General features: G+C 46.6%; 12 protein-coding genes. 5 read left to right on the plus strand and 7 right to left on the minus strand.

Annotation, left to right across the window (positions count from 1 at the left end; translation table 11 throughout):
• Nucleotides 1–420: thioredoxin TrxC (trxC, locus tag B3180_RS15400; protein WP_286845373.1), on the minus strand; the 420-nt coding region annotated here is incomplete at its 3' end.
• A 97-nt stretch (nucleotides 421–517) separates the two neighbouring features.
• Between trxC and B3180_RS15405 the strand changes: the two genes are divergently transcribed.
• Nucleotides 518–1,165, plus strand: a complete 648-nt coding sequence (locus B3180_RS15405) for a cupin domain-containing protein (protein ID WP_278358558.1) — start codon at nucleotides 518–520, stop codon at nucleotides 1,163–1,165.
• Between the two features lie 151 nt (nucleotides 1,166–1,316).
• Here B3180_RS15405 and B3180_RS15410 read toward each other — a convergent pair whose 3' ends face one another.
• Genes B3180_RS15410 through B3180_RS15425 form a run of 4 tightly spaced genes read right to left on the minus strand, consistent with a single transcriptional unit; the run spans nucleotide 1,317 to nucleotide 6,916 of the window.
• A complete protein-coding gene (locus tag B3180_RS15410; protein ID WP_222236958.1) occupies nucleotides 1,317–1,625 on the minus strand; it encodes a DUF3240 family protein in 309 nt (102 codons plus the stop codon).
• Nucleotides 1,615–4,683: an efflux RND transporter permease subunit gene (locus B3180_RS15415; RefSeq protein ID WP_278358557.1), complete on the minus strand. Its 3,069-nt coding sequence runs from the start codon at nucleotides 4,681–4,683 to the stop codon at nucleotides 1,615–1,617. The genes B3180_RS15410 and B3180_RS15415 overlap by 11 nt, the downstream gene beginning before the upstream one ends.
• Nucleotides 4,683–5,723 (minus strand): membrane fusion-like protein, encoded by a 1,041-nt coding sequence (locus tag B3180_RS15420; protein WP_222236117.1) that lies wholly within the window; start codon nucleotides 5,721–5,723, stop codon nucleotides 4,683–4,685. Before B3180_RS15420 ends, B3180_RS15415 begins: the two co-directional genes overlap by 1 nt.
• A complete protein-coding gene (locus B3180_RS15425; RefSeq protein WP_278358556.1) occupies nucleotides 5,720–6,916 on the minus strand; it encodes a TolC family protein in 1,197 nt (398 codons plus the stop codon). The genes B3180_RS15420 and B3180_RS15425 overlap by 4 nt, the downstream gene beginning before the upstream one ends.
• Nucleotides 6,917–7,014: 98 nt before the next feature.
• Here B3180_RS15425 and B3180_RS15430 point away from each other — a divergent pair, with 98 nt between their 5' ends.
• Entirely contained in the window at nucleotides 7,015–7,524 is a 510-nt protein-coding gene (locus B3180_RS15430) for a LuxR C-terminal-related transcriptional regulator (protein ID WP_278358555.1), read from the plus strand.
• A gap of 430 nt (nucleotides 7,525–7,954) precedes the next feature.
• Here B3180_RS15430 and B3180_RS15435 read toward each other — a convergent pair whose 3' ends face one another.
• Nucleotides 7,955–8,767 (minus strand): hypothetical protein, encoded by an 813-nt coding sequence (locus tag B3180_RS15435; RefSeq protein WP_278358554.1) that lies wholly within the window; start codon nucleotides 8,765–8,767, stop codon nucleotides 7,955–7,957.
• Between the two features lie 606 nt (nucleotides 8,768–9,373).
• On the minus strand, nucleotides 9,374–9,907 hold the full coding sequence (locus B3180_RS15440) for a hypothetical protein (protein WP_286845378.1): 534 nt from the start codon (nucleotides 9,905–9,907) through the stop codon (nucleotides 9,374–9,376).
• A gap of 613 nt (nucleotides 9,908–10,520) precedes the next feature.
• Here B3180_RS15440 and B3180_RS15445 point away from each other — a divergent pair.
• The 3 genes from B3180_RS15445 to B3180_RS15455 all read left to right on the plus strand — a co-directional run.
• Nucleotides 10,521–11,057 (plus strand): hypothetical protein, encoded by a 537-nt coding sequence (locus B3180_RS15445; protein WP_278358552.1) that lies wholly within the window; start codon nucleotides 10,521–10,523, stop codon nucleotides 11,055–11,057.
• Complete coding sequence (locus tag B3180_RS15450) at nucleotides 11,054–12,427, plus strand: site-specific integrase (protein WP_278358551.1); 1,374 nt, start codon at nucleotides 11,054–11,056, stop codon at nucleotides 12,425–12,427. The genes B3180_RS15445 and B3180_RS15450 overlap by 4 nt, the downstream gene beginning before the upstream one ends.
• Nucleotides 12,428–12,437: 10 nt before the next feature.
• Nucleotides 12,438–13,233, plus strand: a 796-nt coding sequence (locus tag B3180_RS15455) for a hypothetical protein (RefSeq protein ID WP_286845381.1), incomplete at its 3' end; no start/stop codon positions are given.

Consider the following 13,233-nt stretch of genomic DNA (forward strand, 5'->3'; position numbering starts at 1 on the left):
AGCTACCCACTGCTGAATTTGTGACGCTGACATGACGCCAGCTTGTCGAGCCACTTCCTGACCGTTTTTAACGAACAGAGTTGTCGGAATACTTCGCACAGCATATTGTTGCGCTAAATGGGGCTCTTTTTCCGTACTTATCTTTAAAAATTGAGCGTCATATCGCATATTTGTAGCCGCCTGTTCGAAATGTGGAGCATATTGCTGACAAGGACCACACCAACTCGCCCAAAAGTCGACAACTAAAGGCATATCAGCATTCTGATGCGATCTAAACTCATCACTATTTACGACGATAACCTCACCGTTAAAAAGCGATGACTTACACTGGCCGCAAACGGCGCTCTCGTTTTTCTTATCGACAGCAATTCGGTTTTTCTTGTGACATGAAGGACATGCAACAATCATTTTTTCAGTCATTCTGCTCGTTCCCAGTTATCTATCGCTCAGCGTGAACTATAAAGGTGCTATTTTACGTAAGTGTAATACGATTTTTAACGGATGTAAGACTTAGGTAATGTTAAATTTAGATTTTGCTAAACGAGTCATTATTGAAACGGTGAAACAGGAGTGGGTCGACAGCCCGGCTTCTGGTGTGCGTCGTAAATTATTGGAGCGTGAAGAGGCTGAGCGCGGTCGTGCGACCAGCATCGTTGAGTATACGCCAGGTGCGTCATTTAGCACTCATGAGCACCCACTGGGTGAAGAAATATTAGTGCTCGAAGGTGTTTTTTCTGATGAAAACGGTGACTACCCTGCCGGCACTTATATTCGCAATCCTCCGGGTAGCTCGCATGCGCCGTTTAGCAAGGATGGCTGCAAGTTACTGGTCAAGCTGCACCAGTTCCAGCCAACCGACACTCAAGCTGTACGCATTAATACCCATGAAGCTGAGTGGTTGCCCGGCCAAGGCGAGCTCCAAGTTATGCCATTACATAGTCATGGCACCGAGCACATTGCACTGGTGAAATGGCCAGCTAAAGAAGTGTTCAAACCCCACCGCCACATGGGCGGCGAAGAAATACTGGTATTATCCGGCGAGTTCTGTGACGAACATGGTCGTTACCCCAAAGGTACCTGGATGCGCAGCCCTCACATGAGCATGCACCACCCTTTTGTGGATAGAGAAACCGTAATTTGGGTTAAGACAGGACACTTGGGATAAATAAGGTACTCATGAATTTTAGTAGCGGCTTAAAAAGCCCAACATAAATCGTGCGAGAACTTATCCTTATTTCGATAGGGGATTGCATAAACATCACCAGTGGCAGAAAGCCAGGGGCGAGCTCTCCCTTCTTCTCTTCCTATAAATCAGGTTAGATATAGTCACTATGTCCAACATCCTCTACTGACTGCATCACGTAGCGAATTGGCTCTTTGAAGTGCAGTTGCGATAGAGCTTCACGAATACGAGCTACATCATCAACAGAGCAAATTACTTCAGCCATCAACATGCCACGGGCGCCTCGTATTTGCTCGCCAACATCAAAGCGTTCGTGGTTGCGACTAAAACCGTCAATATCGTAGAGGCTAAAGCCGCTTAAATAGTCAAGTTGAATCAGGCAATCGACCAAATCAGCTTTTTGTTCGCGGCTAAAGTAAAGTTTTAATAACTTATTGAGCATCACAAGGCTTCCTGTTCACGAGTAAGTATAAAATGGGTAGCAATAGCAGCGTAGCCAGCGTTGCGGTAATGAGTCCTCCTATGACCACAACGGCCAGGGGCTTTTGCACTTCTGAGCCGGGACCACTGGACATTAACAACGGAATCAAGCCAAAAATAGCAGTAATGGCTGTGATTAAGACCGGCCTCAGACGGTCTTTTGCCCCTTCAATCACTAAGGTTTTAAAGTCAGAGAAATGAACTCGAGTCTGCTCGAAATGGCTCACCATGACGATACCGTTAAGTATGGCAACGCCCATCAAGGCAATAAAACCAACCGATGCCGGAACGGACATGTACTCACCGCTTAGCCAGAGCGAAATCGCCCCGCCACTCAGAGCAAACGGAATATTCGTCAGCACAATCGTTGTCAGGCCAATCGAGCCCATCGAGCTAAACAGTAAGATAACGATTAACAGCAAAGCGACAGGGATAACCATCAACAAATTAGCACTGGCCCGCGCCTGGTTTTCGAACTCACCTCCGTACTCAATAAAATAGCCGGGATCAAGGTTTACGTTGGCGCTGACACGTTGCTGTAGTTCATTAACAAAACCAACGACATCGCGGTTTTCAACATTGCTGGTGATTAACGCGTAACGATTAGAATTTTCACGCTCGATAATCGCCGGACCGTGCTCGAAGGTGATCTCGGCAAGTTGCTGCAGTGCGACGGTTTCGCCGTTGTCGGTGACAATTGGCAAGGACTCGATGTTGCTGACAGAGTGATAATTGCCCGCAGGTTTTTGCGAACCCATCACAATCGGTGTGCGAATACGTCCATCCACGGCTTCGCTAACGGGAAAGCCGCTGAGTTGTGAAAGAATAAATTCACTAAAGTTTTGTTTCGTGACGCCATAAAAGCGCAGTTGCTGCATATTCGGGACAATACTTAAAAAGCGTGCGCCAGTAATAACACTTGCCTGAACGTCGACCGCGCCTTGCACTTGTTTGGCTTGCTCAACTACCCTATCGGTGACATTGGCAAGGGTATTCATGTCATCACCAAACACTTTAATCGAGACGTCGCCACTACTGCCGGTTAGCATTTCAGAAATGCGCATTTGAATAGGTTGGGTAACGTTAACGTTCATGCCAGGATAGCCTGAAACCACTTCGCGAATGGCATCAATCAGTTCTTGTTTGCTATCAAAACGCCAGCTGTCTTTAGGGTTAAGCTCCATGAACACATCGGTTTCGTTTAAACCCATGGGGTCTAAACCGAGCTCATCTGAGCCGGTACGGGCAACGATTTGCTTGATCTCCGGGATCCTAGCAAGCAGTTCACGCTCAACCTGTGTATCCAGTTCTATCGATTCTTGTAAAGAAATGGTCGGTGACTTTTCCAGTTGCACGATAATGTCGCCTTCATCCATGGTAGGCATAAAGATTTTACCGACCATGATAAAGCTGACTACGCTTAAGGCGAGCACTCCCGCAAAGCCCATCAGTGCGGCACGGCGACGTTTAATTGCGCCGGATAATATACGCTGATAGCGCGCTTGCATACGCTCAAGCGATTTATTGCGGCGAGCTTTGGGTCGCATTAGTAAAGAGCCTAAAGCAGGGATTAGCGTCAGCGAAGTCACTAAAGCGGCGGTGATTGCTATAACAATGGTCAAGGCGACCGGTGAAAATAACTTACCTTCCAGGCCAGTCAGCGTGAGTAGAGGTAAAAACACCAAAATAATGATCACAGTGCCGCTAACAACAGAGGGCGCCACGGACAGGCTGGCACGGTAAATTTTGTGCAGCAAGGGTAACTGTTTTTGTGAGTTTAACTCGGTCTCGATTTTTTCGGTGATTACTACCGACGAGTCAACAATCATACCGATAGCAATAACTAACCCGCCTAAACTCATCAAGTTCGCCGATAAACCGAGTAATTGCAGGCAAATAAAGGTGATTAACGCCGCCACGGGGATCGATAACGAGACCAAAATTGACGCACGAACATTACGTAAAAAGAAAACCAGTACCGCTATAACTAACACGATGGACTGCATCAGCGCATCAGAGATTCCAGCTATAGCCGTGTCAATAAGGCCTTTACGATTATAGAACACGTTAATTTCAGTGTCTTTTGGCAGGCTAGGCTTTATTTGTGCCAGTTTTTGCTCAACCGCTTCAACCACCGCCGCGGCATTAGCCCCTTTTAAGCCGACCACCAAGCCTTCTACGGCTTCTTCACCATCCTTGGTAATCGCGCCAAAGCGCGGCAGGTAGCTGAGCGCAACATCACCCAGTTGGTCTAGTCGATACACTTGCTGGTATTGGTTCGTCACACTAATGGCCGCCAGGTCGTCAAGCGCGACAATACGTCCGGTAACCCGTGCGCTAAACGTTTCGGTACCTTGGGTGATGCGACCTAAATTACCGACTTGGTTGGCATCAGCCAATGCATCCTTAATAGTTTGTAGCGAAATGCCAGCATCACTTAATTTTGACGCTGACGGAGTAAACTGAAAGGTTCTGACTTTACCGCCTAAATTAGTGACATCTGCTACCCCTTCAACCGTGCGTAATGTCGGCCGAATCACCCAATCTAGCAGGTGACGCTTTTGCTCCAGGCTCATGCCGGGGTTTTCTACCGTGAACATGAACATTTCGCTTAATGGCGTGCTCATCGGTGCCATACCGCCTTGAATACCGCCCGGCAGGTCTTTACTGACGGCAGCGAGTTTTTCCGCAACTTGTTGGCGCGCCCAATAAATATCGGTGCCTTCTTCAAAGTCGAGGGTTATCGAGGTAATACCGTACTTGGTGGTTGAACGCAGAATGGTTTGATTTGGTATACCCAATAATTCGGTTTCTAACGGGTGAGTTACCTGGTTTTCTACCCGTTCGGCAGCCATACCGGGGGCGCGTAAGATGACGTTAACCTGAGTCGGTGAAATCTCCGGGAAAGCATCCACCGGTAGTTGGCGAAGCGACTGGATACCGGCCGCTATTAACAGCAGAAAAGTAATAAAAACAAACAGACGATTTTTTAGCGAAAAGCTCAGTATGCGGCTAACCATTACTGCGCCCCCTCGTTTTCTGCTATAACCTTAAGTGCTGCGACAGAATGCGTTGCGATGATGTTCAGAGGTGTCGTTGATTGTACAAAGTAATGCTCGCCGCTTAAGCTTAATAGTTCGATAGGCTCAGCGTTAATTGTCGCATTTTCTATGCTAAAGATAACGGGTTGATCCTGCAGTGTGGCAATGGCACTGGCCGGCAGAAGATAGGCATTTTCTATTGTTGCCTGGGGTACAACGTTAACGCGTTGACCGATGGTCCAGTTGATATTTTCTGGTGGCTCGCTCCAAATTCGTACAAAGCCATTACGCACGGTTTGTTCGCGTTGGCTTACCCGCAGCTTTTGGCCGTTAATGTTTAGACTCGAGATACGTTTTGCCTGTTCTATCGGTACCTCGGCAACGATGGCTAAACGCGCATGAGCGATTAGCGTACCCAGCTGTTGCCCATTACTGCTGGTTCGCCACACTCCTGGCTCTGTTGCGATCAGTTGTGCAGACTGCTCAGCGGTTTGTTTTACCCGCCGCAGGACCACGTTAATTTCGTGCAAGGTGTCATTCAAGCTAATGTATTGCGTTAGAAACTGCTGCCACTCATCGGCGGCAATGGCATTGTTTTGGTATAACTTCTTTTTGCTCTGATATTGCTTCGCGGCAACATCGTACTGTTCTTGTAGCGTTTCAACACGGTGAAAAAAGTGTTCTACCGAGGGGCCATGTAGTTGCGCAATAAGGGTACCGGATTCAACCGCCTGCCCATCAACAACTTGATAGTCTACTGCTGCGTTTTCAAACGGGTTGGGCAGAGTTAAAACACTGCCTGGGGTCGTCTGGTAACTTCCTGTGACCGGTGCAAAAGCTACGTTATCTACATTCACTGCCGCTTGCGGGCGTAAATCGTAGTTACTTACCTGCTCGACAGAAATTGATTGCGCCGCTAACACAGTCGTTGTTGTCGCAAGCCCTGACAGAGCAAGTGCTATGACACTAACTATGGGATTAAGAGTAGCGGCGAGACGAGATAGGTTACAGCGTTTCATAAAGTCATTCCCTGTGCTTGGTTTAATAAGGCATTTGCCAGCTGTAGCTCTATCTGGCTTAGCTGCGCCGCTTGCTGATAGGACAACTGCTCGAGTAATCTCTCGATATACAAGCGAGTGTCAATTTGACCTTGTTGATATAAGTTGTCGAGCTGCTCGATGGCGTTGTGGCTTAACTCGGCATTTTGACGGTCACTTTGGTGCTTTTGTTTCAACTGCTCTAACTGGCTTTGCGCGTTAGCTATGTTGAGTTCAAGGCGGATTTGAGTCTGCCGGAGTGACTGGTTAAGCTCGCTTTGTTGCTGTTGCAACGCAACAAGTTCACTAGCATTCAGTGACTTTGAAAAATCGAGCGGAAGACTAAAGCCTAGTCCCCATTGGTTTTCACTTTGGTTGGGCGCGTCAATGTATTTATAGCCCGCGTTAATGCCCCAGCTTTTTTGCTCAGCAACGGTCTGTTGCGTAGCATTTAACGCTAATTGCCATTGCAGCTGAAGGGTTTGTAATGCTGGATGCGCTGCCGTTGAGGCGTGTGGACGAACAGATTCCTGTAGCGACAGTGGCACGTTATTAACGCCGGTCAGTTGCTGCCATACGCGCTCGAGCTGCTGCAAGGCTATTTGCTTTTCTGCAACCTGGCTAAGCGCACGTTGGTGTTGTTGCTTCACTATAATACCGGAATAAGCTGGGCGTTCACCGGCTTCCACTAACGACTGAGTCTGGCGCTGAAGCTGATGTAATTGAGTGGTAACTTTTTCGGCATAAGTGAGTTCAGCCTGTAGGCGCTTAGCTTGCCAAAAAAGCTCGCGTATGACGCCGCTGGCGGTTAATTCTAGCTGACGTTGTTGAAGCTGTTGGTAGCGTTCAACGAGTTTTTCAGAGCTGTTAACTAATTTGCGCTGCGCGGGGGATAAAAATTCCAGCTCTAATACCAGCTCTGTTTCGTTTGAGCCAATAGCATCATCGTTAGTCTGCCAATGCATCAGGGATAACCGTGGCGTCGCAGACAACCATTGTCGCCGGCTAAAATCGGTATCGATAAGAAGACCGTCTGTTTTGAGCCGTTCAACAGCGGATTCCAGCAATGTTTGCTGCGATAGGCTATCGCCCTTAGCCAAAGGGCTTAGCAAAAACAATGCACTAGCCAATAGGCTGAAAAATAAATTACCAGGGGTGGCGCGGAACAAAGACATCAAAGCCTCCATCGGTTAATATCATGGTGAACATTAAGGTTTTTAAGGCGTTAATGCATCGGGCGGATGTCCTAAGCTTAGTAGTTTATGGGGAATTTATGACAATTGACCGACTGTTAATGGTGATATTTTTATTAATTGCGTTTGCTAACGTCTCTGACGTGGTAGCCGATTACCATATGCAAGTGGCAACCTGGCATCTGGCCATTGAGGGAATTACTGTGGTCATTTCGATTGCGGCATTTATTGTCCTTTGGCGACGGGTATTGCGGCGCAATCAAGAACTGAAGCAGGTAAAAGTTGCGCTATCGCGACACCAGCAGCGTGAAAAGGAAAGCACAGCGAACCATGAGTCGGGAAAAGAACAAGATAAATCGCCAGATTCTTATACCGCCGTACAGTCCTGGTTCAAACAATGGAAGCTGTCTCCCAGTGAGCAAGAGGTTGCCGTGTTATTAATCAAAGGGTTGAGCTTTAACGAAATAGCCGAAGTCCGTAGTACCAAAGAAAAAACGGTCCGCCAGCAGGCATCGTCAGTCTATGCTAAGTCTGGTTTAAATGGTCGCAACCAACTATCGGCTTGGTTGATTGATGCACTACTAGAGTAAGAATGTTTCTAGTCGGAAATTTATCTCTCACTAACTTTTTAAGCACATTTCATCAAATTGATATTCAAACCGTCGAGCGACTAATTAGGTCAGCCACAACAGCTAACGGTCACGCCGAAAAAACAGTTAAGAGAAGAATTAATAATAAATACGAAAGAGAGAAAATCGCTGTTAATTGTTTTCGCGTTATTTATCAATAAGTTAAATTATATCATAAAGCGTTTTTTTCGATTTTTGAGCATCACGATGATCAGGGAATGTCAAAGATGCGTTTCAAAGACTCACCGCGACCTCGCAAACTCTCGGCGAGCTTATTAGAACATTCAAGGTTAGAAATTCAAAATAAAGCGCGTTGTTGTGACTAAATACTGCAAAATTAACGGGGATCTGGTAGCCAGCCTACTTTGCCAGGCTGGCTAAGCTGTACCGACTAATCGTTACATGTGCCGCCATCTAATACATTACAACTGTCATCGCCTCGGTCACACGACGATGAATTGCCGCAATACTCTTGTGGTAGCATCTGAGGCTCTACAGCTCCTCCCCCGACAGAGCTGGTACCGACTGCTGTGTTTTCGAAAACGGGGCTCCCTTGGCTGCGTTGCATTGCAAAGCCGATACTGGTGTTTAACAGGTAGCTGGAGAACTTAGATTCAGAAACGGGCTTTTCATCATAATGAGTTTTGCCGACTGTCATCGCAACCAAATCTTTATTGGCTCGACCAAAAACGACTGCGGCTGTAGCAGCCGAGTTGCAATCCATTGCGCCTACGACGCTTCCTGAAAGAGGTTTAAATAGTTTATAAGAGCCGTCATGTTTGACTTTATAAGTATCCATATGGAAGCCCTCGGCAGAGCTGTCATCTTTGACAAGTATGCTATACCCAGTGACTTTATCTACGACCCCATTATTAAAGCCTTCGCCATAGATATGAATTGCCTGAACGTCATGGTTAGTATCAATGGTAGAGTCAGTGACCTGTTGAGTAAGCTTCATTAAATCGGTCTCTTCAGCAAATACAATTGCCGTATCCACTTTATTAATACCGTAGCTCTCAACGCTCTTCATAATTGGCTCTCCGAGCCAATGGCCCAAAACTGCGCGCTCTGCGTCTAGGTGGTAACCGTCAATATTAAAGATAGTATTGTCATCAGTATTGTTTTGATCATTTGCAGCAGTAGCAGTTGCTGAGAAAAGTGAAACCAACATTGTTGAGAGAAACAAACGTTTTGATAATTTCATATATTAGAAGTCCTTTCCGTATTCACCGCGCATATGCCTTTATTTCATCGGTCAACATCTGACGTCCCGATACGCGTTTCTATTTCTAAATGTTAGAAGCTTGAGAACCGCCGTCAGTTTCAGTTGCCATTAGCGTTAGAATATTCATATCAATAAACCTTTTGTCAACCAAGGGTTAAGTTCTATCGACGACTGGACTTTGCTGGACACGCTGTTGATTTTGTAAGTGATTACTATCAAGGAAAGTCTTGCAGAAATGGCGCACCCGATAGGAGTCGAACCTATGACCTCTGCCTCCGGAGAGCAGACCGACGAAACTGGGTAGTTTGGGGTTAACCGTTCGAAACTGGCTTTACTTGATATATCAATAGTTTACTGAGTTTCGGTGGAGGGCCATTTAGCCAGAGGTCAGAACGTAAGATAACAGTACAATGCAAAACTTGCCACAATCCTGCCAGCCAAAATGGACCACTAGCCAGAAAACTTCTAGTTTCGGAGAGTGTTACGAACAGATAAGTTGAGTTTCGTAATCCATCTCAAAACTGAAAACTGACGGTCAGCCTCGCGCGTACGCGTAATAAGATTGATTAATAGTGTGCTGTATCATCAGGACTGGCCAATCGGATAACTAGCAATAGCCATTTGATCGGAGACAGCCAACATTTGATTTTCTTTCAGTTCGTGAAATGGAAATTCTGCAAACTCGAACCATCTCGCCGATAGATCGATATGAATGTTGGAATCATCGAAAGAGAGTTTTTGAGCATGACCCGGGTAGACCCCTTGACCTTTTTCAACCACCAAAAAAGCCAGGGGAAAGAAACTGAGCAAGCTCATCGAAACATGGTGGCCTTTATATATTAAGTGCGTGAATTTTGCGCTCAAGTGGCGCGTATAGGGATAAAACCAGTAATAAATATCGTGCGTTTCACCTATCGCCAGATCATCTCCGAGTACGAATTCTTGCAACGGCGTGAAGTACTGAGTTTGCTTTGGCTCCCTTCTGCATTCATCGACCGTTGTCGCCGCAAGGATATGGCCAATCATTGCTCTGCAGAACGGGAGGCTATTTATGCCAGTCGACACTATCGTGTAAGGGTTGTCGCAGTATTGAAAGTAGCCTTTTACTTTTTCGCTCAATGACGTGAAAACCCGACCGACTTCGTGGTCACATGCGCCAATATGCTGATTATTACAGACTTGGCACACTGTCCGGAACTTGCTTCCATTAGGAGACGCGACGCCTTTTATCTTTCGAGCATTAGCACCCATCATCTCAGTTATATGACGTTGCTCAACCTTCGTAATATTTATCGCGCACTTCGGTGGCACATGCTCAGATGACAGCCGCCCGAATTTGCCACAGACAAGACAATAACCCTCGTTGATTTTGGTGTGCCTAATTCTTTTACTTAGGTTTTCAGTGAATTTACCCAAAAGCGGACCCTCGCCTCTAATCACTCTCATGTTGATTGAGCCGGGTGAGGCTCAAATGAACCTTCAATTTACTCAAAATTTGAGTGAGTTTTAACCAACCAGATGTGCTCACGACCTTAGCCAAGGCCCTAGCATAAATCTTTAGTGACAAAAATAAGTCTCGAAAAAGCTATAAAAATAAGAAGAAAATCCCAAAAAAATTTCTTTTTGATTTTTCCTTAACATCTCATCGCAGTTTGTTCTGTTCCCTAGGCTAGCATAAGTGATGTGGCCTAGAGGCCTACTTGAAGCTGAACGATGTAAAAAAGGTGATGTTATGGACAGCAATGAACAGCAACTTGTTAATGTGAAACTCGGGGAAATATTAATCCATCCGTTTGCTCAACCCGCTTACGAGTGTGATTTTGACCTGCGTCGCCAATGTGTGTCCCGCCCCTCCGTCTTTTCATCACCTTCATCGCTTCCTTTCGAATACCCCAAAGCCATTCGGATAGACGGCTACTATCAGGTTATATCTGCGTGGTCACAGCTTTTGTCTCAAGATACTCATCTACCTAATACGTTAAAGGTAATATCCATCGCGAAAGTCGATCACTCCTGCATATCAAGTATTGCCTGGCAGTACCTTATTACACGGTTGCTCAACCAGGTAGACCACGCAACATACTGCGCTCAACTGTCTCAGGTCTTCAAACAAAGCTCTCTTTCACACTCCGATATCGAAGCGTTGACAGGTGTCTCAGCGAAGACGCCCTTTGCCATCGCCCGAAAACTCTCTCAAACAAGCCTCAGCACATCAAAACGACAAATGTCGCGGCTAGCACAAGACACTGACGAGGGGGCTTGGCTATGACTTGGCGGAAAAGAAAATACCAGGGCAAGCACCAACTAAAGAACCTGAAGCGCACTCAGAACTCACCCTATCGGTTGACACGACAAACGCTATCCGATTTGAGCTCATTTTTACTCGCCGAAGCGGACCAGTTGCCGTATGGCATCGCCTTGGCGTCGATACTGTCAGGCAGAACGTTCTCGTCACTTACCGACCCGGATATCCCCTTCGAGCTTCTAGAGTCAGGAGCCGGCAAGCTTTTTAGTCGTTGGCATTATGGTCAGGCATCGTCTCCATTATTTGATAATGCGGAGAAGCTTGTAAATTGCGATTCTCCTTACATACTGCTCCCGCCATGCGCTGCCTCCGCCATTGCCAAGGCGCGCGAGCAAGCCATCCCAGCTAGTGAGCTTGAACATCAATTTTCACTTCCGTCGCCGCTCAAACGAGGTCCGTCAGGACAGCTTATAACTCTCAACGCGATAAAGCGCGTTATCGACTATGAACGCACTAAAGTCGGAATAACACGTTATGAGAGAGACTTTATCGCGGATAGAGAAATGAACGAGAACATGCAAAATTTCTACGCTGCATTTTCGGCTCGACTCCTTCACGAACGCCACGCAGATTTCATGGACTTATTTTTACCAGAGCATGAGGTTGACGTTTGCCGGCAGCATGCTGCACCGCACAGTCTTTTATTTGGCTCTAAGAAGGCACTGTCGTGCGCTGGCGTTCAATCAATTTCCTCAGCTCTTGAGTCAGCATTCAAAAAGTCTCTTAGAGAGAGCGACCATGTGGCCATTCACAATATCTATACGCTATACGTACTTAATACACTTCAGCTTGCGACCATGCATCGACCTGCGCCGGATGCGTTTAGGGGATTGAATACGTTTTGCCATGACTTCGAACAAGTCGAAATTGTCGACAAGTCCGTTACTTCGACACGCCTAGTCCCTGTGTGCAAATACGCACAGAAGTTACTGAAAGAATACATTGATTATTTGCGATGCTATCAGGCGCGCTTTCGATTTACTAATCCCGCTAAATATCACGCGATTGGTGACATGTTGTCAGGGCGTTCAAACCTGTTTCGCATTCAAACTGCAACATTATTTTTGCCCGACATCGAAAACTTACCGGAGGAGCTCGGTGACGACGTATTCAATAAGATTAACTGGCATCGTCACACGATGGCCAGCCGGCTCATCATAAAAAGCGTCGACCGAGATGCACTGTCGGCATTTATGGGCCATCGACAAGCCTTGGATAACCCGACTAGCGCCCACTCGACGCTCTGTTATGACCAACTTCTCACAATAAGCGAGCATATAAATAAAATACTGCACACACTGAGTTTACCGCACCTGTCACCTGGAAGACGTTAAGGAGAAGAAAATGGATTTAATTGGACAAATCATGGTCAAGCACAACACACCAAAGAAACGCGAAATTCACAAAGCCAGTGTCGAGTGTGCTGGCAGCATACTGTCATTGCTAACCTCGGTACCGATTGCTGAGCTTAATGATGCCGACAAGAAGGCTCTATTTTCTGATATCTACGACACTGCTCGTGCCGCTGGGCTGAACAATAAGTTCAAACGCTCGCTTATCGATGTTGTTTACCGACGGATTTATGGTGAGCGTTATTATAAAAAACCGCGAATGGATGGCTTCGTTAAGGCTAAAGTCGTCAGAGCAAAGTCTTTGCTGCACGATGCTAATAATCGTGTGTCACAGTTTGCCCTTCAGCAACAATATCTCAGTAGTCATCAACAACTGTTTCTTATCCTGTTTCATGCGGCATTTGAGAGCGGATTATGCTTTGAAGAAGGATTAGACGCCCTCTTGACGACGCTGACTGGTTCGAGACAGATACTTCATTCCGTGGGAGGCTCTTATGTCGTCCCTCTGTCATATACGCGCAAAGGACATGAAACCAACGCAAAGACCGGGAACAAGAAGGTCACTCACCGTAACTTCTATCCTGGCCCGCTGACTCTACTTGCAATAACCGGGTTCCTCAAAAGCCGGTCAATTGCCTGTGTAATGACAACGGCAACCAAGTTACTAAAATCTGAGTTAGCCAAAATCATGTCGACGCCAGCCATCGTGAAGCTCAGCGATAGGACATTTTTTCGGGCAATTGCTCTGCTTGTCAGTGAACAGCCTGGCTCAGCGCTTCCCAGCTTTT

Source organism: Idiomarina sp. UBA4206 (assembly GCF_002383015.1).
In the GTDB taxonomy this organism is placed as follows: Bacteria; Pseudomonadota; Gammaproteobacteria; order Enterobacterales; family Alteromonadaceae; genus Idiomarina; species Idiomarina abyssalis.